Annotated in this window: 24 protein-coding genes; 12 read left to right on the top strand and 12 right to left on the bottom strand. The window is 63.4% G+C overall.

What is annotated here, in order from left to right; translation table 11 throughout:
• The first annotated feature begins 77 nt into the window (after positions 1-77).
• Both KW845_RS10775 and KW845_RS10770 read left to right on the top strand, forming a co-directional pair.
• A complete protein-coding gene (locus KW845_RS10775; RefSeq protein ID WP_218369222.1) occupies positions 78-533 on the top strand; it encodes a carboxymuconolactone decarboxylase family protein in 456 nt (151 codons plus the stop codon).
• 18 nt (positions 534-551) lie between these two features.
• Positions 552-872 (top strand): multidrug efflux SMR transporter, encoded by a 321-nt coding sequence (locus KW845_RS10770; protein ID WP_218369221.1) that lies wholly within the window; start codon positions 552-554, stop codon positions 870-872.
• A 37-nt stretch (positions 873-909) separates the two neighbouring features.
• Here the strand turns inward: KW845_RS10770 and KW845_RS10765 are convergent, their stop codons facing one another.
• Positions 910-1,308: a Rap1a/Tai family immunity protein gene (locus KW845_RS10765; RefSeq protein ID WP_218369220.1), complete on the bottom strand. Its 399-nt coding sequence runs from the start codon at positions 1,306-1,308 to the stop codon at positions 910-912.
• A 118-nt stretch (positions 1,309-1,426) separates the two neighbouring features.
• Complete coding sequence (locus KW845_RS10760; RefSeq protein ID WP_218369219.1) at positions 1,427-2,485, bottom strand: DUF1963 domain-containing protein; 1,059 nt, start codon at positions 2,483-2,485, stop codon at positions 1,427-1,429.
• A 193-nt stretch (positions 2,486-2,678) separates the two neighbouring features.
• Between KW845_RS10760 and KW845_RS10755 the strand changes: the two genes are divergently transcribed.
• Complete coding sequence (locus KW845_RS10755) at positions 2,679-3,272, top strand: hypothetical protein (RefSeq protein ID WP_218369218.1); 594 nt, start codon at positions 2,679-2,681, stop codon at positions 3,270-3,272.
• A gap of 24 nt (positions 3,273-3,296) precedes the next feature.
• On the opposite strand, the gene KW845_RS10750 is transcribed toward KW845_RS10755, so the two are convergent.
• Positions 3,297-4,400: a DKNYY domain-containing protein gene (locus tag KW845_RS10750; protein ID WP_218369217.1), complete on the bottom strand. Its 1,104-nt coding sequence runs from the start codon at positions 4,398-4,400 to the stop codon at positions 3,297-3,299.
• Positions 4,401-4,465: 65 nt separating this feature from the next.
• Complete coding sequence (locus KW845_RS10745) at positions 4,466-5,317, bottom strand: hypothetical protein (RefSeq protein ID WP_218369216.1); 852 nt, start codon at positions 5,315-5,317, stop codon at positions 4,466-4,468.
• Positions 5,318-5,523: 206 nt separating this feature from the next.
• Here KW845_RS10745 and KW845_RS10740 point away from each other — a divergent pair, with 206 nt between their 5' ends.
• On the top strand, positions 5,524-6,321 hold the full coding sequence (locus KW845_RS10740) for a hypothetical protein (RefSeq protein ID WP_218369215.1): 798 nt from the start codon (positions 5,524-5,526) through the stop codon (positions 6,319-6,321).
• A gap of 14 nt (positions 6,322-6,335) precedes the next feature.
• Here the strand turns inward: KW845_RS10740 and KW845_RS10735 are convergent, their stop codons facing one another.
• The 3 genes from KW845_RS10735 to KW845_RS10725 are packed head-to-tail and all read right to left on the bottom strand — an operon-like array spanning position 6,336 to position 8,953.
• Positions 6,336-7,130, bottom strand: a complete 795-nt coding sequence (locus KW845_RS10735) for an ABC transporter ATP-binding protein (RefSeq protein ID WP_218369214.1) — start codon at positions 7,128-7,130, stop codon at positions 6,336-6,338.
• Positions 7,127-7,969 (bottom strand): ABC transporter permease, encoded by an 843-nt coding sequence (locus KW845_RS10730; RefSeq protein ID WP_218369213.1) that lies wholly within the window; start codon positions 7,967-7,969, stop codon positions 7,127-7,129. Before KW845_RS10730 ends, KW845_RS10735 begins: the two co-directional genes overlap by 4 nt.
• 9 nt (positions 7,970-7,978) lie before the next feature.
• Positions 7,979-8,953, bottom strand: coding sequence for an ABC transporter substrate-binding protein (locus KW845_RS10725; RefSeq protein ID WP_218369212.1), 975 nt, complete (start codon positions 8,951-8,953; stop codon positions 7,979-7,981).
• 263 nt (positions 8,954-9,216) lie between these two features.
• Here KW845_RS10725 and KW845_RS10720 point away from each other — a divergent pair, with 263 nt between their 5' ends.
• The 8 genes from KW845_RS10720 to KW845_RS10685 all read left to right on the top strand — a co-directional run bounded on the left by KW845_RS10720 (position 9,217) and on the right by KW845_RS10685 (position 17,429).
• Positions 9,217-10,017 carry a class II aldolase/adducin family protein gene (locus KW845_RS10720; protein WP_218369211.1) on the top strand — a complete coding sequence of 267 codons (801 nt, stop codon included), beginning with the start codon at positions 9,217-9,219 and terminating at the stop codon, positions 10,015-10,017.
• 20 nt (positions 10,018-10,037) lie between these two features.
• On the top strand, positions 10,038-11,099 hold the full coding sequence (locus tag KW845_RS10715) for an NAD(P)-dependent oxidoreductase (protein ID WP_218369210.1): 1,062 nt from the start codon (positions 10,038-10,040) through the stop codon (positions 11,097-11,099).
• Positions 11,100-11,163: 64 nt separating this feature from the next.
• Complete coding sequence (locus tag KW845_RS10710; protein ID WP_218369209.1) at positions 11,164-12,081, top strand: TauD/TfdA family dioxygenase; 918 nt, start codon at positions 11,164-11,166, stop codon at positions 12,079-12,081.
• Positions 12,082-12,088: 7 nt separating this feature from the next.
• Positions 12,089-13,519, top strand: coding sequence for an MFS transporter (locus KW845_RS10705; protein WP_218369208.1), 1,431 nt, complete (start codon positions 12,089-12,091; stop codon positions 13,517-13,519).
• A gap of 19 nt (positions 13,520-13,538) precedes the next feature.
• On the top strand, positions 13,539-14,345 hold the full coding sequence (locus tag KW845_RS10700; RefSeq protein WP_218369207.1) for a sulfurtransferase: 807 nt from the start codon (positions 13,539-13,541) through the stop codon (positions 14,343-14,345).
• Between the two features lie 168 nt (positions 14,346-14,513).
• Positions 14,514-15,386: a TauD/TfdA family dioxygenase gene (locus KW845_RS10695; protein ID WP_218369206.1), complete on the top strand. Its 873-nt coding sequence runs from the start codon at positions 14,514-14,516 to the stop codon at positions 15,384-15,386.
• Positions 15,387-15,457: 71 nt separating this feature from the next.
• Positions 15,458-16,477 (top strand): ABC transporter substrate-binding protein, encoded by a 1,020-nt coding sequence (locus KW845_RS10690; RefSeq protein WP_218369205.1) that lies wholly within the window; start codon positions 15,458-15,460, stop codon positions 16,475-16,477.
• 43 nt (positions 16,478-16,520) lie between these two features.
• A complete protein-coding gene (locus KW845_RS10685; RefSeq protein WP_218369204.1) occupies positions 16,521-17,429 on the top strand; it encodes an ABC transporter substrate-binding protein in 909 nt (302 codons plus the stop codon).
• Between the two features lie 64 nt (positions 17,430-17,493).
• On the opposite strand, the gene KW845_RS10680 is transcribed toward KW845_RS10685, so the two are convergent.
• From KW845_RS10680 to KW845_RS10660, 5 genes are all read right to left on the bottom strand, one after another.
• Positions 17,494-18,906 (bottom strand): amidase, encoded by a 1,413-nt coding sequence (locus KW845_RS10680; RefSeq protein WP_218369203.1) that lies wholly within the window; start codon positions 18,904-18,906, stop codon positions 17,494-17,496.
• 20 nt (positions 18,907-18,926) lie between these two features.
• Positions 18,927-19,745 (bottom strand): ABC transporter ATP-binding protein, encoded by an 819-nt coding sequence (locus tag KW845_RS10675; protein WP_218369202.1) that lies wholly within the window; start codon positions 19,743-19,745, stop codon positions 18,927-18,929.
• A 33-nt stretch (positions 19,746-19,778) separates the two neighbouring features.
• Positions 19,779-20,624: an ABC transporter permease gene (locus tag KW845_RS10670; RefSeq protein WP_218369201.1), complete on the bottom strand. Its 846-nt coding sequence runs from the start codon at positions 20,622-20,624 to the stop codon at positions 19,779-19,781.
• A 450-nt stretch (positions 20,625-21,074) separates the two neighbouring features.
• Positions 21,075-21,761, bottom strand: coding sequence for a response regulator transcription factor (locus tag KW845_RS10665; RefSeq protein ID WP_218369200.1), 687 nt, complete (start codon positions 21,759-21,761; stop codon positions 21,075-21,077).
• Positions 21,746-23,206: a HAMP domain-containing sensor histidine kinase gene (locus KW845_RS10660; protein ID WP_218369199.1), complete on the bottom strand. Its 1,461-nt coding sequence runs from the start codon at positions 23,204-23,206 to the stop codon at positions 21,746-21,748. The genes KW845_RS10665 and KW845_RS10660 overlap by 16 nt, the downstream gene beginning before the upstream one ends.
• Positions 23,207-23,322: the final 116 nt, after the last annotated feature.

Genomic DNA, 23,322 nt, shown 5'->3' with positions numbered 1-23,322 from the left:
GCATATCATGGCTCTTCCTGGGTAGGCCATGATGAGTCATGATGGAGCCTCTGAACCAACCCATCCAAGGACACATCATGAGCAAGCGCCTGGACTATGCCAAGGTTTCACCCGAGGGCTACAAGGCCTTCGGCGGCGTATACGCCTATATTCAAAAATGCGGCCTGCCCAAAGAACTGGTCGACCTCATCTACCTGCGCATCTCGCAGATCAACGGCTGCGCCTATTGCATCGACATGCATTCGCGCGACTTGCTCAAGCAGGGCCTGGCGGTGGAAAAGCTTGTGCTGGTGCCGGTATGGCACGAATCGGGCGATGTATTCAGCGCCCGCGAACGCGCCGCGCTGGCCTGGGCGGAAACCGTGACCAACGTCGCCAGCACCGCCATTCCCGATGCCGACTATGCCGCCGCAACCGCCGAGTTCAGCGAAAAAGAACTGGCCGACCTGACCTACGCCATCGGCTTGATGAATGCCTTCAACCGGCTTGGCGTCGGGTTCCGCATGGCGCCGGCGGCCGCGGGCAAGGCTTGATGAACGGGTCTATCCATCATGGCATGGCTATTGCTTGGTATTGCGGGCGTTTTCGAAATTGCATTCGCCTTCGGCATGAAGGCCTCTGAAGGCTTCACGCGCTTGACGCCGGCGATCTTCACCGTTGTGACGGGCCTGGCCAGCATCGTGCTGCTTTCGTTTTCACTGCGCACGCTGCCTGTGGGAACCGGCTACGCCGTATGGACCGGCATCGGCGCGGCGGGTACCGCGATCCTGGGCATGATCTTGCTGGGCGACTCTACCGCTCCGCTAAGAATCCTGTGCATCGCCTTCATCCTGGCGGGCGTCATCGGGCTGAAGCTGGTCTCGGGAAATTAGGGTTTGCGGCCGCTATTTTGCCCGGCGGCCGGCTTGCCTATTGCTTGCACGGGTGCGCTTTACCCAGTGCCTCGGTGACAATCACCGAGGCATTCTCCGACAGCCTGGCCTGGGGAAGATCGGCCAGATAATTCAGCACGGCCTCGGACATCACCCTGCCGTCGAGGTCCGGCGCCGGGCACCACTGCTTACCCTTGGCGCCGTCGGCCGCGCCCAGGATATACGACGTGGCCATGTACGTGGAAAGCGCGGTACGCTGCACCGGGTCTTGCACCCATGACGCCAGGCCACCTTCCATGATGCCCGCATAGAGATCCCTGGCCGTGACCGGCCGGTAGATTTCGGCCTGCTGCGCAGCGGCGGGGGCCGCGGCCAGCACCAGCGCAAGCGCGGCCAGGTGGCGATGGAAGGCCGGACGACACGCATGCAGAGCCATGATGCGATTCCTCGTTTCCGATTAAAAGGCCTTGATATTATCAGCCGAGCAGATCCGGCTTGTGTTACAGGCTTCAGCGCCCGAACGGGGGTCCGTAATATGGCGCGGACGCGGGCGATCATGTCTGCTGATACACCGCCACGACCTGGTCGAAACGCCGTGCGGTCAGATCCCGCTCACGAATCAGGAAATACACGGTGCCTTCGCCAAAGCCGCCACCGCTCCAGTCCGCCAGATCGACCTGCAACAGCAAACGCCATTCTTGCGCCAACTGATCGATGCGACTGCGTTCGCGCTGCCATGTCTCGCGATCCAGGAACTCTTTGCCGAATTCCATAACCACGGCCGCTTGATAGCGAGGGTCGTCCTGCTCTGGCAAGGGGCTGCCCAATAGCCGGTGGCGCTTCCATCCAGGAGACGGGTAGGCCTCGCCCAAGTCGTTGCGCATGGCGTCGTACGCGCCGGCGAAATCCTCGGCGGCAGCGTCGTGCGGCTCGCCATGATAGTAGGCGCGCAACACCGGCAAGGCCTCGATCTCGAGCGAAGCCGGAGCAGGTGTGCTGACGATGGCGCGCAGCGACATGGGTTTGGGCGGCGCGTCGTAATTGGTGCCCAGGGGCTGGCCAGGCAAGGGCTGCTTGTACTGGACAAGAATCGCCTCGCGTTCGCGGCGCTCGTTTGCCGCCGCCTGGGCCAAGTCGGCCGACATGGACAAGGGCCGCAAAGCTGCGCGCGGCGTATCGTCCCAGGCGACATGGGCGGTACGCGTACCGGATTCCCAGGGGCCGACCGATAGATCGTAGAAGAACAGCAGCCGGCCGCGTTCGGGCAGCACGGCGGCGATCGGGCCCAGCGCGCGGGCTTCTTCAAGATCGATCTGGCCGATGAAGGCGTAGGGCAGATTCTTTTGCAGGTGCGCGCGCATTTCTTGGGCGGCATCCTCATTGCCGCGGCTTGCAATGGCTTCGGGGTCTCGGGGTACCGGCGGACGGGGCCAGGCAGCACCCGCAGGTAGATCGGGCAAGCCTCCCAGGCGCGTCGAACCGGAATCGCCGGCAGTTCCCGCCACGGGCCGCAGTTCGATCGCGGGCACCAACGCCTGCGCCACCAACTCGACACGGTGGGGTTCGAAGAACTTCTGCATAGCCTGCACGGCGTCGGCTGGGGAATCGAACATGAACTGGTCTCCTCGGATGAAGCCTTGCAGATCGGCGACAGTCTAGCCCGGCAACCATCGGATTCCAATGCCAGGCACAGCGCCATCGTGCAATACAGTTGCAGTTTTAATATCTTGCATCATCGTCTCGTGGCATGATGGCTCGGCCCCGACCCCAGGCAAAGGTCATCCCCGCATGAAACACACATTTCTTATGATGCGCCTTACCCGGCACGCCGTTGCAGCGGTGTTTGCCATGCTGACCTTGCAGGCGCAGGCTGCGGAAACGCTGCCTGCCCCCGTCAACGGCATCACCTTCGAGGAATGGACGGCAGGCAACGCGCGCCTGGCCAATAAGCAGCCGCTGGATGGCGTGCTCGACACACTGCAGGTCAACGAAGCGAAATGGAATGAGGCCAACGCGGCTTTCATGAAAGCGCTTCAGGAAGGCGACCCGCGTTCCTATACTTTCCGCCGGTACGGCGAAGTTTTCGCCAATCCCGCGGTTGGACGCTTCGCAGGCAAGAATGACTCGCCGCAGGTCCGGGGCAAGCTGGCCACGTTCGAAGACTACGCGCGCGTACAGGCGCATCTTACGGTGGCAACCGAAGCAGGCAAGGACCCCCAGGAAGTCCTGGAAGAGCACGACCTCAATGTCTATGAATTCTCGCAAGAAGCGCGCCCCTGGGTGCAGGAAACGGCTCGCGCCGCGGCAGGCGGCGATATCGAGGACATGAATCGTATCCGCGAAGAATTCGAAGCGGAATATCGCGCGCGCTACGGGCTGGCCGCGCCGGACAAACACTGATAGGTGCCACCGATACGCCTGGCGCTAGCCGCGCCGGGCGGCCTCCCGGTGCCACCACCAGTCCCGCAGATCGGTATGGAACTCGAAGAACGCGCGCCAGGATTCGAACGCGTGATGCGGATCCTGCGGTTCGCCACAAACATAACTTCGCAACCGATCGGTCGCGCCATGGTGGCGCCCCGCATAAGGTTCGCCCGGCACGGGAACGCGAAACGTCGCGGCGTCGGCGCCTTCGATGCGCAGCTTGTCTTCGTGGTACCAGACGCCCTGCCCGTCAGTGCTGTAGCCGTCGCCCACGACACGAAACCCCGCGGGGTCCGCCCCTCGTAGCCGCACGCCGTAGAAATAAACGTACTCGGCATCCCGCGCAAAGGCGCTGGTGTCCACTAACGGATCCAGGCTTGCATCGCGAAAGTTCAGGCGCACCTCGGGCACAATCTCGAAGGCTGCCGGGCTCTTGGTGCGCAGGGTCTTGTTGGTGATGTAGTACGCGCGCAAGGCATCCTTGGCATAACCCAGATTCAGCGGGGTGAAGCTGGCGCGGTCCGCCCCTTCGACGATGTACCAGAACCGCTTGGCGTTTCCTTCCCCGACTTGGCCCTGGCCGTAGACATGAAGATCGTCGCACAGCCACCGCCCGCCCAGCCAGCGAAAACTGGCCGGATCGGCGCCCAGCGGCTGGCCGTTGCGGCGTGTCAACGGCTCGCCCGCGAAATAGACTTGCTTGCCGTCGTGGCTGTAGTAGCACGCGCGCATGTCGGGATGCGTCGCGATATGCACGGCCACCCAATCTACCTGTTCGAATGGGCCAATATGCGGCCGGGCCAAGACGGCCTGCCCGATATGCCACTTCAGGCTGTCGAACGAAACCTGCTGTCCGGAAGGATCGGACCAGCGCGGCGCCAGCAGCCGTTGGACAATGGCGGCATCGTCCAGGCCGCCAAAATAAGGTCGATACCGCGTCTCGTGCCCGCCGAGCTGGGCGTATACCTCTTCCAGGGTGCTCCATTGCACGTCGTCGAGGCCGACCCGGGCCAGCACTGCTTCGCGGCTTCGCCCCGTGGACAGGAAAAACCGCGCCGCCGCGTAGACGTCATAAGGCAGGATGGGGGGGTGGTCATGCCGCATATGGCCAGCCGAGATTCAAGATTGTTCGAGTATGCACCGATCCGGCCTGCCCATGGATGGGCCCGTCATCCGCCAATCAGGCGCCGGAACGTAAACACAGGTTGCCACACCCACCCCAGCGACTGCACCAGCTCGGCAACCTGGTCGCTACGCGGGCCGCGCGGCATGGTGCGCCACCAGTACTTGAAGAAATCGAAACGGTGTCCCAGGGACCGCGCCCATTGCGCCGATCCGCCAGACAGCGCCCGCACGACGTTACCGTTGCCGTCGAACTGCAGGCGCAGTTGCTCGACCCAGCCTTCGCCGGCGCGCTCGAACACCAGTTCGCCGTCAGCGCGGACACTCGCCGATACCCCTGGGAAATCGAGCGCGAGCAACCGGCTGCGCAGGTCGGCTTCACCGGCGGCCGGGACATCGGGCAATGGTGGCCTGCGGGCGGCCCAGGCCAGCGTCCGGCTGGCCAACAGAATAAACAACAGTGCATAGCCTAGTATGCCGGCAACGAATCCCCACAGATGCCGGTCCAGCATAGCGGCGACCCCGCTCCGCTCGGCGTTCGGGGCAATGAAGGGCACCGCGGCGATTGCCTGCTCGAGCGCGGCATCATCGGGCGCCGCGACCACAAGCACATACCGGCCAATGGCCAGGATCAGGCCATGCTCATCGCCGGCACGCGCCCGGTAGCGGTGCACGCCAGGCATGCTGCTGGATGAAGAGGTGGAGATGGATTCCAGCGTGCGGCGCGCCGCAGTGCGGGCGGCGGCATCGTCGGACAGACTGCGAACCATGGCACGGCCGCCGGCGGGAAGTACCTGGCCCGCCCGCCATTGCGCATCGGGCTCGGCAATCAGCCGGTAGGGGGCCGGTGCATTGAACAATGCCAAAGCCAGGGCGCCAACAGGCAGCGCAAAAGCCACGATCAAGACTAGCCATACGAAGAGCCATCGTTTATTCATCGGCGTAGAGGAAACAATTCCAACAGGCCTTCATGATAGGCCATGCACTCCAGGGAAGCATGCGCATTCGGGCGAATTTCCCCGTACGCATAAACATATAGGATTATGGCGTTTCCCAACGAGCCAGGCCTTCAATAGAATCCAGATCTTCCGGTGGATGACGCCATGTGGTCCGCCCTATGTTTGAAAGAGCGGAATTCTCCATGGGCACAGATTACGCGCAACGCCTGGTCAATGCAGCGCTTCCATACTGGGAAGCCGAGGCCGAAATCGCCAGGCGGTTCTTTGCCGGCGACCCGTCACAAGACCAGCAAGCGCTTTGGCTGCGCGCGATGATCTGGAAAGAGCTGAACCCCGTTGACGGCTACTTCAATGGCTTGCATCGCGAGCTTAGCCAGTTGGCACAGCAGTTTGACGAAATAGACCGAACCTTCAGCCGCCACGAATTCGGCGACCTCCTGACCCAATTATCAGAGGAATTCCAGCATTACGTCGCATTTGCCGACGTGCTGGAATACGTGCTTGAACGCCCTGTGCAGGTTGAAGACCGTATCCAGCTTTCCGAAGAGAAAAACCTTCAAGCCCTGCGCAAGGATTATGTGGAATCCGGTTCGGCGCTGCAGCGGGCGGCGGTCTTGTTCACCGAGGGCGGCGGAGCCCGCATTTTCCGCGAAGGCGCGAAACTGTCCGGCAGCGAGCTGCAGATCCGCATCGCCCAGGCGATGAAACGCATCTATGACGACGAGAAAGATCATTTCCTGGAAGCAGCGCGGCAGGTCAACGATCAGATCAAGTCGGAACAAGACGCGCAGGTAGTCATTGACGCCATCATCGCGATCAGCAGGCAACGGGTGCAGATGCGCTCGGAAATGTTCAGCCACCCCATCGCGCCGGCTGAACTGGACGGTTTCATCGACAGAATCAACGATGACATTGCCGCTGGCAAGGCCATCGAGACCGTGTAGGTATTCCCGGCGATTCAATGGCTGCCAGCGGCGGTGGCCATCACGTCCTTCTCGATCAGGTTCCAGATCCTGTCTACGTACGCGACGAACTCAGGGCTGCGCTTCTGCTTCAGCAATCTGGGCCGCGGAAAAGGAATGTCGATGTCCGCAGCAATGCGGCCCGGATGCGAACTCAGCACAAGCACGCGGTCGGCCAGGTAGACGGCCTCGTCGATCTGGTGGGTGATGAACACCACGGTCTTCTTCTGCTGGGACCAGATGTCGAGCAGTTCGCGTTGCATGATTTCGCGGGTCTGGGCGTCCAGGGCCGAGAACGGCTCGTCCATGAGCAGCAGGTCGGGATCCACCGCCAGGGCGCGCGCCAGATTGACGCGCTGGCGCATGCCGCCGGACAGCTCGGCGGGAAAATGCCCACCGTAGCCTCGCAGCCCGACTCGGCGCAACAGGTCTTCGCCCGCAGGAAGACTGTGCTTGCGTGACACGCCCTGAACCTGCAGGCCGAACAGCACGTTGTCGATCACCGTGCGCCACGGAAACAGGGAATCGTTCTGGAATACGAAACTTCGATCCTTGCCGGGCCCGGTCACTACCTTGCCGTTGAACACGATGTGTCCATGCTCGGCCGCAATCAGGCCGCCTATGGCACGGATGAGCGTGGTCTTGCCACTGCCGCTGGCACCGACGATGCAGACGAACTGGCCACGCGGCACGGTCAGGTCGATATTGTCGAGTACCCGGCGGACAACCCCATCGCGGCCGGTGAATGACTTTCCCAGGCCTTGTATGTCGAGCGCGGTTATGTCGTTCATTCTTGCTCCAGAGCGAGCTTGCGCCAGGGCGCCACACGACGTTCGAGCCAATCCACGGTCTTCATCAGCAGCACGCCGAACAAAGAGAACACCAGCACACCCATGAGCAGTGTGGGCGTATCGAAGCTCTGTCCGGCCTGCGCGATAATATGGCCCAGGCCCGCTTGCGAAGCGAACAACTCGCCGACCACCACGCCCGTCAGGCCGCGGCCGATACCCAGGCGCAGGCCCACCATAATGTACGGCAGCGATGCAGGCAGCAGTACATAGGTGAACAACTGCCGCCGGTTGCAATCGAAGGCCTGCGCGACCTCTACGAAATTTTGGTCGACCGAACGAATGCCGGTCGTGGTATTGAGCAGGATGGGAAACACCGCCACCGTGAACACAATCGCCACCTTTGAACTGATGCCGATACCGAATACCAGGATGTAGAAGGGCATCAGGGCGACAAGCGGGCTGGAATACAAGAACGACACCCAGGGGTCCAGCAGATCGCGCGCCCATCGACTCGCCGCCATCAGCACCCCGATCGAGACACCCACTAATCCGGCCAGGCCAAATCCCAGCAGGAACTGCAGCATGCTCAGGCGGATATGTGCCAGCAGGTCGTCATGCAGCAGCATTTGCATGCCGATACCTACCACCTCGGAAAATGGCGCGAACAGGATTTTGCTGGTGACCACATAACGGCCGACGATTTCCCAGAGCAGAAACCCGCCGGCCAGGGACAGCGTGGTACGCGAGCACAGATGCTGCCAGAGCTTGCCCGCCCACCGCGCACCGCGGCCGCGCGCCGGCCCCATGCCAGCAGACAGGGATTGGGGTGGTGAAGGCATGGGTAAGCCTTACTGCAAGCCGGTCAAGGCCTGCGCTCGATAGCGCAAGTCCAGAAATGCGTCCGGGCCCAGGGGCCCGCCACCGCGCAAATCGAGATATGCCTGAATATGCTGTGGCTCGATGGCGGCGTCGCGGGCCTGGATCGCCCTGGATCCGAAGAAAAGGTCGTAAGTCTTCGCGGCATCTTCCGACGTCGCAGTGCGTGCCCGGACCAGTACATCGATGGCCTGTTCGCGATTGGCAGGATCGAACAGCCAGCGCGCACTGCGGATCGTGGCCCGCAAGAACGCGGCGACAAGGTCGGGATTTTTCTCGGCCCAGTCGCTTTGCACCGTGTACACCATGTAGGGATTTTCGAAAACCTCGTACAAGTAGCCCAGGCGCTGGGCGCCGATCTCCGATTCAGCACGGAAATCCAGCGGCGGCGACAGGAAAGTGGCGTCAATCGCCCCCTTGATCAGGCCGGTCATCCGGTTGCTGTTGCCGCCCAGTTGGATGATGTTGTATTCGCCGGGCAGTACGCCATGCTGCGCCAGCAGCTTGCGCAGGATGGTTGCGCCAGCCTCGGCGAGCTGCGAGACGGCGATGGTCTTGCCGCGTAGTTGTTCGTAGCCGTCGATGTCCTTGCTGACCACGAAGGAAAAGTGCGGCCTGGCGGTTTCGGCGCCGATGATGGCCAGCCCCGCGCCTTTCTCGATTGCCGAGATCGCGACCTCGGCCGGCAGTGAGGCTAGGTGTACCGCACTGGTCACCAGGCCCTGCGCGGCCTTGCTGCCTGTATCGATGCTGGTGATCTTCAGGTCGATGCCCGCATCGCGATAGTATCCCAGCGCCTGCGCCGCGAAGATATCCCAGTAGGTGGCGCTGGCCCCGCCCACGATGGCGATGTCCAGGGATTTGAGATCCCGGCCTTGCGCGCCCGCCCGCAATGGAATGGCCAAGAACAGAATGGACAGAATGGCGAGCAGCTTGGCAAATCTCATGGCTTTTCGATTTCCTGGGGCCGCGATGGTGGCCACACACATAAACGGATGATGTTAGGGAAGTCCGCAAGAAATCGGAAATTGGCAATAGTGATAACCAAATGCCTCGCCAGCTCAAGGTCATCGCAACGGCCCTGGCATGAGCAAATAAGCAATCTGTATGCCGAAACGGGCATGCATCGCATTTCGCGCTCCTATAATTTCTGCTCATCGCCTATCTGTGCCTGTTCACCTCCAGCTGCACCCTACGCGCATTTCACGCCATGTCCGATTCCACGCTGCTCGATCCGGTCGCCGCCACATCCCACGCTCAGCCCGCAGGCATCAGCCTGGCCGAATGGCAGGCCCGTATCGAGCTGGCCGCCTGTCATCGCTTGATGGCCGCGGCAGGCGTCAACGACCTGACCTACAACCACTTATCGGCGCGTGTGCCCGGCGAGCCCGAGCACTATCTCGTCAAGAACGAGCGTCACTTCTTCGACGAGGTAACGGCTTCGTCCCTGCTCAAGTACCATGTGGACGGTACCAAGCTGAGCAATGATCCGGGCAATGGCAGCAAGGGCAGCCACATCATCCACGGCGGCGTCCTCAAGGGCAGGCCCGACGTGATGGCCGTATTCCACACACATACGCCGGCCAACATCGGCGTATCGGTGCAGCGATTCGGGCTGCTGCCGATTTCTCAGCATGCCTTCCGGGTCCATTCCCGTACGGCCTGTCATCCCTTTTCCGGATTCGAGTTCAGCCCCGAGCACACCGTGCGGTTGCTCGAAAGCCTGGGCGACAAGGCCTTTTTGCTGATGCGCAACCACGGCGTACTGATCACCGGCAAGACGATCCCCGAGGCCTACGTCGAACACCACAATTTCGAACTGGCCTGCAAGGCGCAGATAGCGGCCCTGTCAGCTGGCAGCGTCGACGATCTGGTGCTGCCATCCGAGGACGTGCAGGCCTACACCAACGAGCAGGTCGCCCGGCACCTGACGCGCATTACCGCCGACGGCAAGGACTGGGGCGCGCTGCTACGACAGGCCGAGCGGCAGTTCCCCAGCTACAGGACCTGAGCCCGGGCAGCCGTACATTCATGGCTTCGGCACCTGGCCTCATGCGCCTGCCCGAACGACGTGTCGCCATCTGGCACGACGAGGGTCTGGCTGAAACCTTCGACAATATCGCAGAGAAACTGCATGCGCGGGGTGTGGAAGTCGTGTACGGCCCAGCCCAATTCGACGCGACTGCGCCAGCGCCGGCCTGGCTGGCCACGGCGGGGGCCATGCTGGTCAGCTCGCGCTTTCGTGTCGAACCGGCCCTGCTGGACACCGCCGCGAGGCTAGCCGGTATCGTCTGCGCCAGCATTGGGACCGAGAACATCGATGTTGGCCATGCCACGCGGCGCGGTGTGCTGGTCGGCCATGGCGCCACACCGGAGAACGTCATTTCCATGGCCGAAGCTACGGTGCTACTGATCCTGATGCTGCTCTACGATCCCCTGGCCAGCATGCAGGTCATGCGCAGCGAGCGCAAGCGGCCCAGTCCCTCCGCCCGCTGGGCGCGCACGCTTTCGGGCAAGACCGTGGGCCTGGTCGGCTTCGGCCGAATCGGGCGCGCGGTAGCGCACCGCCTGCAGGCCTTCGGCTGCCGCGTCCTGGTGGCAGCCCACGGACGCCTGGACACCGCCATCGCCGTGCCCGGTATCGAGGTGGCGCCGCTGGACGACGTCCTGCGTCGTAGCGACATTCTCAGCCTGCACACTACCGTGCGCGCCGGCGAACCGCCCGTGATCGACGCGAGCGCTCTCGCGTTGATGCCGCCGCATGCCTGCCTGGTCAATACCGCACGTGGCGCGGCAATCGACGAAACCGCGCTGGCCCGTGCCCTGGCATCACGGCGCCTGGCGGCTGCCGCCCTGGACACCTTCGTGACGGAGCCCCTTCCCGCCGACAGCCCACTGCGCCGAAGCGAGCATGTCATCCTCACTCCGCACCTTGTCGGCCACACTCGCGAAATGGCGGACTCGTTCGAGGACGCCGCCCTGCGCAACTTACTGAACCTGCTGGAAGGTCGACCGCCTGGCCACTGGAGAAACCCGGAGGCCGAGTTTGCCTGGCGTGCCCGCTGGCACAGCGCATCCGCCATAAGCAAATGAAGAGATATTGGTTGGCGGTACGCCCTACTGTATCTAGGATTTCTCTTTGCCTGGAAGATCCCGAATGAGCGCCGCCCCCCTGCCACTGCACCAACCCGCCGATACCGACCGGCACCAGCCCAGGGTATTGGACTCGGCGTGGCTGCACCACGAGCCGCAAACGTACGAAGGCATCACCGTGACGCCGTACTCGCCCGTCGTGGGTGGCGTCGTACAAGGATTTCACCTGGCGCCCGGGAAAGACGTGCCGCCCCCTGTGCAGCACTTCCTGTACCAATCGCTGCTCAAGCATGGCTTCCTGTCGTTCGTGCCAGGCTCGCTGGCGCCCGAAGACTTCGAACAATTCGCCCGCCTGTTCGGGTCGCCCCAGTTCGCCGGAAATCCGCAGGCGCCAAGGGTCGGCGGCGAAACCAATGCGATCGATTCGGCCAGCAAGAAGACCCGCACCAATTACATCTGGCACATCGATCAGGCCTACCGCCAGCGGCCACAGAAGTTCACCGCCCTCTATTGCGTCCAGGCGCCTGGGTATGGCGGCGGCACCGTATTCTCGAACGCCACCGCCGCCTACGCGCTGATCGACCCGGCGCTGGCCAACTACCTCGATACGCTCTCGGTGATCCACAACCCCGACCAGATGGGCCTGGTCTCGATGTCGTTCGGTGACGCCGAACGCCTGGCGCAGGCTCGGCTCGACCGGCAGCCACTGGAAGTTCCACTGGTGCGCGAGCATCCCGAAACCGGCGCCAAGCAGCTGTTTGCCTGCGAACTTTACGCACAGCGCGTCCTGGGCGTGCCCCGCGGCGTCAGCGACAGCCTGCTGAGCATTGTCTTCGAGTTCCTGCGCTCACCAGAAGTCTGCGCGGAATACCATTGGCGGGACGGCGCAGCGCTGATCTGGGACAACCGCATCGTGCAGCATCGTGGCGTGTACAACTACGGGGGCCAGCGCCGCTTGCTTCACCGCGCGGTCATCGACTGAGATGGCGATGTCCGCAGTGCATACCCAGGGCACGCCAACACTTTCGGGCAGTACCCGGCGCGTGGCGTGGATCGTCTCGGCAGTCTTCTTCATCGAGCAACTGGATGCCACCATCATTGCGCCCGCGCTGCCGGCGATGGCGGCCGACCTGGGCACCGACGCGGTCGCGCTAAGCGGCGCCATCACCGCGTACTTGCTGGGCCTGACGATGCTGATTCCGCTGAGCGGGCGGCTGGCCGACCGCTACGGTGACCGGCGCGTGTTCGCACTGGCCATCTTCGCCTTCCTGGCCAGCTCGGCCGCCTGCGGCCTGGCCCAGGACGCCGAGGTGCTGATCGCCTTGCGCTTCGTCCAGGGCCTGGCCGGCGCCCTCATGGCTCCGATAGGACGGCTGATCGTGCTGCGCAAGGCCGACACGCACGAATTGGTCGAGGCCATGGCGCTGGTGATACTGCTGGCCATGATCGCGCCCATGGTAGGGCCTTTCCTGGGGGGCCTGCTTACCACCTATCTGGGCTGGCGCTGGATTTTCTGGATCAATATCCCGCTATGCCTGGCGACCCTGCTGCTGGTTTGGCGCTTCCTGCCCGCGCAACCTGGCCGGCCAGGCGCACGCTTCGACGCGCTGGGCGCCGGGCTGACAGGCCTGGCCTTCGCTGGCCTGGTGTACGGACTGATGGCCCTGGGTGAGCGCGGCGCAGCCGAAGGCGCGTGGCATTCGGCCATCGTGGCGCTGGCCGGCGGCCTGGTGCTGCTGGCGATATACGTGCGCTATGCGCGGCGGCACCCCGAACCGGTGTTGGCGCTGGCACTGTTGTCTATCGTCAGCTTCCGCGACGCCATGGCCGGCAGCACACTGTTCCGCATCGCCGTAGGAGGCGTCCCGTTCCTGTTGCCGCTCATGCTGCAAGAGGTCTATGGATACAGTCCCCTGGCTGCCGGGCTTATCGTGCTGGCGCCGGCCGCCGGCGGATTCGTCATGAAGTTCTTCAGCACACGGTTGCTGCGCCGCCTGGGCTATCGCACCGGGCTGTTGCTGCACGGCCTGCTGGCTGCGCTGTGCCTGGCGCTGGCGGCCGTGCTCGACCCTCGCGAAGCCTTCATCGTCTACGTGCTGGCGCTGTTCGGTTTCGGCTGGGCGCGTTCGCTGCAGATGAACGCCTACGGCACGCTTGCCTACGCCGACGTCGGCAAGCCGAAGCTTGCCTCGGCCACCAGCTTTTTCCTATCCGTGCAGAACCTGTCCGTGGCGCTTGGCGTGGCTCTGACCGCCGTGCTGCTGCGCGCCTTGGAAACCCTGGGCGATGCCACTGCGGCGCATAGCTACCTATGGGCTGCATTGGTGCTGGGCACGCTATGCCTGCTCAGTGCCCTTCTGTGTTTCTCCATGCCCGCGGGCTCCGGCGGCCATCTGCTCGTCCGTAACGCCCGCTCTTAACTTCCGAATCGAGGTCGCCATGACGCAAGCCCATTCCGCTCCCCCGACATCGCCATTCATCAGCGCGGCCGCGCTGGCCGGCCGGCTGGCCGATACCGATCCGCCGGCGCTGCTGTTCGTGTCGCCCGAACCCACTGATCCCACCGTCACCATTCCCGCAAGCCACGTCTCGGACCTGGCGTCGCACTATGCCGGTGCAGGCGGCGGCGAAAAAGGCCGGCGCCCCCTGCCCGAACCGCAATCGGTGCGGCACTGGCTGGCAGGCCTGGGAATTGGCGAAGACGATGAAATCGTGGTCTATGACGATACCGGCGGCACCAGCGCCAGCCGCGCCTGGTGGGTACTGCGCTGGATTGGGCGGCCACGCGTGCATATCCTGGATGGCGGGTTGGCCGCCTGGCAGGCACGCACGGCGACCGAGGCACCGCAGCCGGCGGGTGCCGCCCCAGGCGGCAGCTTCGAGGAAATCGATACGCCCACCCTGGCACGCGATCCCTCGGCTTTCCTGTTGATCGATGCGCGCGGCAAAGCCGCGTTCGACGGCCCGGGCGACGGCCCTTCGCATTTGCCGGGCGCGCTGAACAGTCCGGCTGCCGCATGGCAGGACTCGGAAGGCCGGCTGCTGCCTCGCGCCGAACGCCAGGCCCTGGCCCAATCGTTGGGCCTGCTCGATGGCGATCGCCCGGTAGTGGCGTATTGCGGTTCAGGGGTAGCGGCCACTTACCTGATCGCCGCCACCCAGGACCTGGGCGTCAAGGCTACGCTCTACGCGGGTTCCTGGAGCGCCTGGTCCGCCGACCCCGCACGCGTGGCAACCCATCGCTGAGGGCCGCTGTACCGCACCGATGCCTTCGGACACGAAGCGCAAATGCGGCATAAGGAAATGAGTGAGGAGTCGTTCCGTTGGCGCGCCAACACCGCTACCATTTTCCGACACGCTTACGTCAGCGGAACATCCAGCCATGTGCTGGCACCTTTATCCGTCGCAACTGCCATGCCTACCCTTGCCGCTTCTGCACCGACTCGCACGCCGCCCCTGGCCGCTTCAGCCCTGCCTGACATCGAGCGTTGGAAGCCCGCGCTCGGGGCGCAGGTCCGCCGCTGGCGCTATGAAGGCGGGTCGCTGCCGCAGCAGACTCGCGCAGCCCTGCGTGACGCGCTTCGGGAATACGGCCTGCTGATCTTCGAACCGGGCTCCGTCACGCCCGAGAGCTTCACCGACCTGCTGCAGGCTTTCGGCGAGGTGGTGCTGTACAACGGACCGAAGACGCCTGCGGTGTCCGCCAATACACGGGCCAATGTGGTCGATTCCAGCGACAAGCGCCAAGCCCGCAACTTCCTCTGGCATATCGACCAGGCCTTTCGGCCGAATCCTCCAAAGCTCACAGCGCTATACGGACAGGAAGTGCCGGCGTTCGGCGGCGACACGCTGTTCAGCAATGCCATCCTGGCCTACGAAAGGCTAGACCCGCACTTCGCCGCCTATCTCGAGACCCTGACGGCAGTCCACTACTGGGATGCCACGGGCCACATGGCCGACCGCTTTCCCGACCCCGACGAGAACGCACGGCAACGCGCGCTGGCCGCTCCGATCGAAACCCCGCTGGTGCGCGCACACCCCGATACGGGCAGAAAGCAGCTCTTGGTCAACGAGTCTTACACCACCTATATCAAGCACGTCTCGCGCACGGTCAGCCAGAACCTGCTGGCAATCCTGTTCGAGGAGATCAAATCGCCCGAGGTACAGGCTCGCTACAGCTGGGAGCCAGGCGCCCTCATCCTGTGGGACAACCGCGTGGTCCAGCACCGCGGCATCGGCGACTTCGGCGGGCAGCGACGCGTGTTCTACCGGGCCTGCGTGGTGTAGAAACGGCCGCGGCACCCTTTATTTTCCCTCGCATTACCGGTCTACGACCCGACCCAACCTACGGACAGTCGATGCTTTCAATCCCCGTTTTTTCGCGCCTGCTCGCCCGAGTGCAGGCCGTTTCCCGCCCCACCGGCCGTGCTGCCGCGCAAGCGCTTTTGCTGGCCCTGGCGGCAAGCGCCGCACTGCCCGCCGCGGCCCAGACCAAGGTCAAGATCGGCCTGATCGGTACCAATGAATCGCAGCTTCCCATCGTGGTCGCCATCGACCAGGGCCTGTTCAAGGCCGAGAATATCGATGTCGAGACCGTGAATTTCCGCGGCGGCGGCGTTGCCGTGCAGGCACTGGTGGGGGGATCGGTCGACCTTGCCGCGTTCGCGACCGATCATGTGCTCAGGCTGAGCAACCGGGGCGTGCAGGCGCGCTACCTGGTGGGCATCGACCGCTACATCACGCACATCCTGGTCGTACCGTCGAACAAGGACTACAAGAGCCTGGCCGACCTGCGTGGCGGAAAGATCGTGGTCTCTGCTCCGGGCAGCTACTCCGACAATGTGCTGCGCTGGACCATCAAGGGGTTGGGGCTGGACCCGGACAAGGACTTCACCATCATCGGCACGGGCGGCGGCGCCGCCGGGCGAGCCGGCCTGGACTCGGGGCAAGTCGACGCCATCATGTCGACAACGCCCGACTTCATCAACGATGAACTGGAGTCTCCTGGCAAGTACCGCATCCTGTACGACTGGCGGAAAATTCCGCATTCGGGGCAGGCGGTGGTTGCCAAGAAGGACTGGATAGACGATCACCCCGAGGCAGCCAAGGGCATCGCGCGCGCCGTGCTGAAAGCCGAGCAAATCATACAGACCGATCCGGCTGCGGTCGAACGTGGCGTCAGGACACTGTTTCCCGAGCGCAGCGACGTCTTCGTCAAGCAATTTGCAGCGGTCGCGCCGAACATCATTTCACCCGACGGCCGGATTTCCGAATCCGGATTCTTGAAGATGGTCGAGATCCTGCGCTCGGTAGAGCCCGATCTCGAACCCATCGATCAGGCAGACGTGGATTTGACCAACACCTTGCTGGAACGCTGACCCGCTCCAGCGGATGTCGTTTTCCCACAAACAGGAGTCGATAATGGCAAGCAAGAAGATAGTCAACGAAATTTCCGGCACGATCTTTTCACTGCCGTGGCTGGTCGCGCGCGACGAAGGCCTGTTCCAACAAGCCGGCCTGGACATCGAATTCGTGAAGGCTCGTCCCCTGGAAGGGTACGAATTCGTGGCCGACCATCGCGACGTGCCCTCCATCGGGCCGCATCGGCCCTTCGAGGAAGGCCAGGCCGCGGTCTACCGGGCATGCGAGTGGGGCCAGGTGCGCCGCGCCCATGACAGCGAGCGGGGCGGCCGCATCATCGGCAAGCGCTCGGCGATCGGCGTCCAGGCCATTCTCTCGGCGCCCGGTTCCCAGTTCACACATCCGCAGACGCTGCGCAACCAGGTCATCGGTGTGGGCTATCACACCGGCACCCACTACGCCACGCTGCAGATGCTCGAGGGCTATCTGGCGCGCGACGAGATCAAGGTGGTGAACGTCAGCCCGCGCGAGGGCTATGAAGCGGTTCGCGACGGCCGGCTGGCCGCCGTCACGCTGATGGATCCCTGGTTGAGCCTGGCCGAAAAGAATGGCTTCCAGAAAGTCATCGAGGCGCACTACACGGGCTCGGAAATCGCCTCGCCCGAAGTCGACGCGCAGACGTGGCAGGAAATTACCGTCGTTCTCAAAGAGGCCGTCAAACGCATCAACGCCGACAAGCGAAAGTACCTGCATTACCTGATTGATGCACTACCCGATGACTACCGCCAGCAACTCACGCCCGACGACTTCCACCTGCCGCGCTTGCGGTACATCGACCCGACTCCGTACGATCGCGCGGAATTCCAGTCTACGTACGACTGGCTGGTCGGGTGGGATCTGATTCCGCCCAACCTGGGTTTCGAGCAGCTGGTAGACAACCGCACCGTTCGCACCGCGGTCGCCGCGTAGGCATCTCTTCCCCGAAGCTCGATATACGCGGCCCGTCCTGCAGCCACAAGGGCGGGCCGCATTGCTATCTGGGATCGATGGGCATGACCGTACACAGGTTCGCCGGCTCGATAGACTGGGCCGCGTGAATCAAGTTTTCCTCGTGGAACCGCCGCCCTACCAACTGGACGCCCACGGGCGCGCCGCCGGCCGTGCCGGCGGGTAGCGCCAATGCGGGCAAGCCCAGCAGGGCCACCGCCAGCATGGGATGCTGGTCGCGTACAAAGCGGTGCATCTGCAGCGCGCCGCCCTGGTCGTAGTCCACCGGCACGGGCCGCCGGAACGACAACGGTAACAGCAGCAAGGGATGCTCTTGCAACAGCAGGCTCCACAGCCGCGCCAGCGCATGGCGCCGCCCCAGACCCTGGATGTATGCCTGGAAATCCAGTGTGGGAACACTGCCGCGCGCGTTGCGCCGGGCCGTCCGCACGGCCTCGTCGCCATACGCCTCGATGGCCTTGCTGCGGTCCTGGGCCTCTTCGGCCGAGGCCAGTTGGCGGAACAGCGTCGCAAGCTCTTCGAATGCGGGCAGCTCGACTTCACAGGTCTCGTAGCCGGCGTTCTCCAGCGCGGTGCGCGTCCTGGCCAGCGCCTGAGCGACTGCCGGATCCACATCGTATGCGTCGAATGCCATTGCGACCCCCACCTTGCCGCGTGGCGCCCCAGGTGCCCGGTAGAAAGGAGCCGCCACATGCCAGGGATCGCGCGGGTCGGGCGCGGACAGCGCCGCCATTCCCAGGCGCAGATCGGCCGCGTGACGCGCGAACAGGCCAGGCACGCCCGTGATCTGCGAGGTCAGCCCGGGCGGCGTCCTGGCCGTGCCGTTGTATACCGGAACCCTGCCAAACGAGGCCCGCAGGCCATACACCCCGTTGACGTAGGCCGGATAGCGGACAGAACCGGAGCGGTCGGTGCCGTGGGCCAGCGCCCCGATACCGACTGCGGTTGCAACCGCGGCTCCACCGCTGGAACCGCCAGGAGTCACCGCGCGGTTCCAGGGGTTGTAAGTGCGGCCGTGCAGGTCGTTGTCGGTGAAATAACGAGCGGTGAAGGCCGGAACATTGGTGCGCCCGATGATGACCGCACCCGCGCGCCGCAGATTGGCGATGGCCGGCGCATCTTCCACGGCGATCTGTTCGCGGTAAGCCACCACGCCGCGGGTCGTCGGCCGGCCCGCATAGTCAGTATCGATCTTGACCGTGACCGGAACGCCGTGCAGGCTGCCGGCCGGCAGGCCCTGGCGCAAGGCCTGGTCGGCCCGGCCGGCGGCTTCGCTGGCCTCGTCGTACAGGATATCGACGACAGCGTTGACGGCAGGGTTCACTTCGGCCAGGCGCTCGAAAGCGCTCTGAACGGCTTCGCGGCTGGAAATATCCCGGCGCGCAATGGCCTCGGCCAGTTCGGTCGCACTCCAGCCCCACAGGGGCTTCGATGGCATGCCGGGGGCTCCGCCGCTGCTCAGTCGCGTACCGACTCTGACATGATGTCGCTCCAGATACTGTCCACGTACTGGTGAAAAGCCGCAAGCTTGCGTACGCCGCGGGAATCGCGCGGACGTGGCAGGTCGATCTGGTATTGCGCCTTTATCCGCCCCGGCCGGCCAGTCATGACGACCACCCGATCCGAAAGGCTGACAGCCTCTTCGATATCGTGGGTAACGAATATGATCCCCTTGCGAAACCGGCTCCAGATGCTCAGCAACTCTTGGCCCATCAGCAGTTTGGTCTGTGCGTCCAACGCGCCGAAAGGCTCGTCCATCAGGTAAATGTCGGGTGCGTAGGCAAGAATGCGGCCCAGCGCCACGCGTTGCCGCATGCCGCCCGACAGGGTGCGCGGATAGGCATCGCCGAATTGGGATAGGCCGATGAAGGCCAGCAGTTCATCGATGCGCCGCTCGCGCTCGCTGCCGGCCGGCAGGCCGGCACAATCGAGGCCCACGGCAATGTTCTCGCGCACAGTGGCCCAGGGCAGCAGGGCATCGCGCTGGAACATGAAACCGATGCCTGGCGGCGTGCCTTGCACAGGGCGGCCCCGTACGATGACCTGGCCCGCGGCCGGCTGGGCCAGCCCCGAAATCAGTTTCAGCAGCGTCGACTTGCCGCAGCCGCTGGGGCCGACGATGGACAGGAATTCGCCTTCGGCCAAGGTCAGGTCGATATCGGCCAGCGCCAGGACGGCGCCGCCATAATCCATGGCGACGTTCCTCAGCTCTACTGCAGGTTCGGCCACCAACCTGGACAGGGTGGCAATGGAGGGGTCCGAGACAACGTCATTCATGTGTGGCCATCCGGGCAATGAAAAATGCCGCGGTCAGCGGCGGTTGCGCATCAAGCGGTTTTCCGCCAACTTGACCAGCTCGTTGAGCAGGATGCCCACAATCATCAGGATGACCAGGCCTGTGAATACACCAATGACGTCGATACGGCCCGCGGCGTGCTCGACGTACCAGCCCAGTCCGCGGTTCGACCCCAGCAATTCGCCCACCACCGAACCGATCAGTGCCAGCCCGACGCCCACCCGCACCGAGGCGAACAGCCACGGCACGATGGAAGGCAGCATCACCTTGCGCAGGATGTATGAGCGCGACGCCCGCATGGCCTTCATCATGTCGATCAGCTCGCGGTCCACACCGCGCATGCCTTCATAGGTATTCATGATCACCACGAACACCACCAGCGAAAAAGCCATGACCACCTTCGACATCGGGCCAATGCCGAACCAAAGAATGAACAGCGGCGCGAGGGCAATGCGCGGAATGCTGTACAGGCCCAGGAAGAAGGGTTCCAGCACGCGCTCCACGAACTTGCTGGAGGCGAACAACAATCCGACCGGGATGCCTACCAACAGGCTGAGCAGCAGGCCCGCCGCCGCATGCAGTACCGTAGGGACGGCATGCCAGAGCAGGTCGTTGGATACGATCAGTTTCCAGAGCCGCTCGGCGATCTTGCTGGGCTGCCCGATCCAGAACGGGTCTACCAGCCAGCGTGCAGCCACCTCCCACAGCGCGACCGTAAGCACCGCGAAAATGATCCGGGAAATGATGATGGTTTGGCGAGTGGGATCGCCGGCATGGGGCCGGGCCCGCTTCAGCGGCGGTTCGCCGGCGGCCTGCCGCAACGGCCGGCCGCCCGGCGCCAACAATGTCGATTGGCTCATGTCGTACGTGGTGCCTTGTGATGGTCGCGACTACCGGGACCGGTGCCTGCGCAACGCGGGTGCGAAGGCTGCCGATCCTGTGCATGTCGAAGAACTGAAAAGCGTAGAGCCTTCTTGCCTGTCGATGAACGATTAATTTCAAATATCCAAATGCACCTCTCGCTCTGGGCGAATATCGGGGCGAGGTCCTGGAAGACGCCCCGCCCGCCGAGTTTTTCTCGCATCCTTGCCATGATCGCGCCAGGAAGTTCCTGGCGGACATCCTTCACTGACAGCCGCAGCCCGGCATCCCGGGCCGACGCCGGCTGCAGTGGCCTTGGCAGGCAGGGCCGGCAATGCCGGCCCTGTGCATATACAACGATTGATTCGGTATTTCCCAATGGGCCTGGCTCTCTCCACGGCTTGCTCATTGGCGTAGCGGCCCGATCTTGCGTCCAGCGCGTGGGGCCGTCATCTTATGATGACCGGGGCGGTAAATGTATAGCCCACGCCATAGATTGCCTTGATGGGCACGGGAAGATCGGCTCGATCTCCTATTTTTCGGCGCAAGCGGCTGACGACGGCATCGAGATGCTGGCTGTCGAAATGTGTCTTGGGCCGAGCCAGCGTATCCACCAGCTTCTGGCGTTCGCAAACATCGCCACCATGCCTGCAAAGCAGGTTCACCAGGGCAAACTCGGTTGCCGTCAGGTTGATCGAGCGCTGGTTCGGTGCGGTCAGGGCCCAGTTCCTGCTGTCCAGCACCCAATTATCCCTAGCAGCAGTGGCGTGATTTTCGGTGCGCCGCAGCAAGCTGCGGATGGCGGCTTCGATTTCCCGCAACGAGCTGTACTTGACAAGATAAATGTCAGCGCCGCTTTCGAACCCGCGGATGCGGTCATCGCTGCCGCCGAATGCCGTAAGCATGATGATCCCGCCGCGATAGCGCGGGCGGATTTCCGCGGCCAGTTCAAACCCATTGCCATCGGGCAGCCCGACATCGAGCACGATGACATCGGGCGAATCGCCATCTGCCAGCGCCTGGCGCAGGCCTGCCGCCGTTGCCACACCTGCCGCGGCAAGGTCGCACAGCGCCAGGAATTCAACCAGGTCCCTGCGCAGTTGCGGTTCATCCTCGACGATCAGTACACGTGCCAAGTCCTCGTCTCCGTTGGCTCGGCCTGCCTTGCCGCTTTACTGGCCAGCGGCACGCGCACGACGGCCATCGTTCCCGGCCCTGCGTTAGGAAGCAGTTCCAGCAAGCCATCATGATAGGCCAGAATTCTACGAGAGGAATACAGGCCAAGCCCGGATCCGGTGCCGGCCAGGGTGTTGGAAGCGCGGAAAAAGCGGCGGCCTATCTTGTGCTGCTCGGCTCTCGGTATGCCAATACCGCTATCGCGAACCTGGATGACCAAATTGCCGTCCTTCGTTCGAATATCGATATGGATAGGTTGATCCTCTGGCGAATACTTGAGCGCATTGTCCACGAGATTGATGACGACAGTGGCCAGCATGTCCGGATCGGCATGAATCGAACTGGCATGGTCATCCATGTTGAAATGCAGGCGCGCGCTCAGCCCGACCATCTCGAAATGCAGTTGCACATTCGTCATCAGGTTCGCGATCGGTATCAATTCCGGTTGAAAGCCATGGTCTCGATCGCTGGTCAAGAAACGGTCAACCAGGGAAAACAGCCGGTCCAGCGCCTGGCCCATGCTCGCAAGCCGTTCCCGGGTGGCCTGGCTTGCCTTGCCGCCGGTCAGTTCGATCATGTCGGCCGCGTTGCGGATGACCGCCAGCGGGGTGCGAAACTCGTGGCTGACCAACCGCATGAGGTCGGCCTGCTCTTCGCGCAAGGTACGCTCGGCCTCGAGGCTGGCATGCAACCGGCCCGCCAGTCGTTGGCGTTCCAGAACCTCGCGCGACAGGGCCATATTTTTTTCGCGCAGATCGGCAGAAAGCCGCCAACTGACCATGAAGAGCAGACAGGCGAACAAGCCAATCAAAAAAAGTACGCCCTGCAACAAGTACCAGGCGTTGCGATTATCCAGAATCGTGATGCCCTGGACGGTTGCTGGCGCCCAAAATTCAAGGCTGCTTTGAACCATGCTGGCTGCCATGTACTCGACCAGCAGGCCTATCGTTATCCAGCGCAAGTACCAGGGTTGTGTTCGATCGCGCCCAAGCGCCAGGCACATCACTGACATCATGACCACGGTAAAGAAAGTCGACGCATGTACACGGATGGCAAGATCGTTCGGATTGACGGCAAGGGCAATGCTCCACGCCACGACCTGGAAAACCAGCAACGAAATGCCCACCCAGGTATAGCGCGGCTGGCCCAGAAAGCGCGCCAGGCCTTCGGCCAGCAGAACCAGCCCCAACTTGATGACCGTGTTGTGCAGCACGACGGCCCATGCCGCGGGCTGCTCGCCCCGCAGAATCATCATGAGCACCCCCAGGGCAATCGCCGTGAACCCGGCGGCGAGGAACTTGAGTTCGTAGAGATGGCGCCACGCCCGCCATACACAGATCCAGGCAATCGCCTGCAGGCTGGCAGTTGCCAGCGTCACGATCAGCACGGTCTTGAGGTCAAGCATTTGCCCGCATCGCCGAGGTCCCTGTTGTTACAAAATGTGCAGCACTCCGCAAGATTTTGCCAGAATTCAGTAGTTTTGATCGGTGGACGTAAAGGCGGCGAAGGTCCTATCGTGGA

Origin of the sequence: Bordetella sp. BOR01 (assembly GCF_019218885.1) — a bacterium.
Lineage (GTDB): Bacteria > Pseudomonadota > Gammaproteobacteria > Burkholderiales > Burkholderiaceae_B > Bordetella_A.
This window is presented reverse-complemented; position numbering and strand designations above follow the sequence as displayed.

Excerpts from the sequence above, each read along its gene's own strand:
- KW845_RS10715 (WP_218369210.1), top strand. The coding sequence starts at position 10,038 with ATGGCTTCGGCACCTGGCCTCATGCGCCTGCCCGAACGACGTGTCGCC.
- KW845_RS10775 (WP_218369222.1), top strand. The coding sequence starts at position 78 with ATGAGCAAGCGCCTGGACTATGCCAAGGTTTCACCCGAGGGCTACAAG.
- KW845_RS10750 (WP_218369217.1), bottom strand. The coding sequence starts at position 4,400 with ATGCGGCATGACCACCCCCCCATCCTGCCTTATGACGTCTACGCGGCG.
- KW845_RS10725 (WP_218369212.1), bottom strand. The coding sequence starts at position 8,953 with ATGAGATTTGCCAAGCTGCTCGCCATTCTGTCCATTCTGTTCTTGGCC.
- KW845_RS10685 (WP_218369204.1), top strand. The coding sequence starts at position 16,521 with ATGGCAAGCAAGAAGATAGTCAACGAAATTTCCGGCACGATCTTTTCA.
- KW845_RS10765 (WP_218369220.1), bottom strand. The coding sequence starts at position 1,308 with ATGGCTCTGCATGCGTGTCGTCCGGCCTTCCATCGCCACCTGGCCGCG.
- KW845_RS10670 (WP_218369201.1), bottom strand. The coding sequence starts at position 20,624 with ATGAGCCAATCGACATTGTTGGCGCCGGGCGGCCGGCCGTTGCGGCAG.
- KW845_RS10760 (WP_218369219.1), bottom strand. The coding sequence starts at position 2,485 with ATGTTCGATTCCCCAGCCGACGCCGTGCAGGCTATGCAGAAGTTCTTC.
- KW845_RS10705 (WP_218369208.1), top strand. The coding sequence starts at position 12,089 with ATGTCCGCAGTGCATACCCAGGGCACGCCAACACTTTCGGGCAGTACC.
- KW845_RS10735 (WP_218369214.1), bottom strand. The coding sequence starts at position 7,130 with ATGAACGACATAACCGCGCTCGACATACAAGGCCTGGGAAAGTCATTC.
- KW845_RS10710 (WP_218369209.1), top strand. The coding sequence starts at position 11,164 with ATGAGCGCCGCCCCCCTGCCACTGCACCAACCCGCCGATACCGACCGG.
- KW845_RS10730 (WP_218369213.1), bottom strand. The coding sequence starts at position 7,969 with ATGCCTTCACCACCCCAATCCCTGTCTGCTGGCATGGGGCCGGCGCGC.
- KW845_RS10695 (WP_218369206.1), top strand. The coding sequence starts at position 14,514 with ATGCCTACCCTTGCCGCTTCTGCACCGACTCGCACGCCGCCCCTGGCC.
- KW845_RS10660 (WP_218369199.1), bottom strand. The coding sequence starts at position 23,206 with ATGCTTGACCTCAAGACCGTGCTGATCGTGACGCTGGCAACTGCCAGC.
- KW845_RS10755 (WP_218369218.1), top strand. The coding sequence starts at position 2,679 with ATGATGCGCCTTACCCGGCACGCCGTTGCAGCGGTGTTTGCCATGCTG.
- KW845_RS10700 (WP_218369207.1), top strand. The coding sequence starts at position 13,539 with ATGACGCAAGCCCATTCCGCTCCCCCGACATCGCCATTCATCAGCGCG.
- KW845_RS10675 (WP_218369202.1), bottom strand. The coding sequence starts at position 19,745 with ATGAATGACGTTGTCTCGGACCCCTCCATTGCCACCCTGTCCAGGTTG.
- KW845_RS10770 (WP_218369221.1), top strand. The coding sequence starts at position 552 with ATGGCATGGCTATTGCTTGGTATTGCGGGCGTTTTCGAAATTGCATTC.
- KW845_RS10680 (WP_218369203.1), bottom strand. The coding sequence starts at position 18,906 with ATGCCATCGAAGCCCCTGTGGGGCTGGAGTGCGACCGAACTGGCCGAG.
- KW845_RS10690 (WP_218369205.1), top strand. The coding sequence starts at position 15,458 with ATGCTTTCAATCCCCGTTTTTTCGCGCCTGCTCGCCCGAGTGCAGGCC.
- KW845_RS10720 (WP_218369211.1), top strand. The coding sequence starts at position 9,217 with ATGTCCGATTCCACGCTGCTCGATCCGGTCGCCGCCACATCCCACGCT.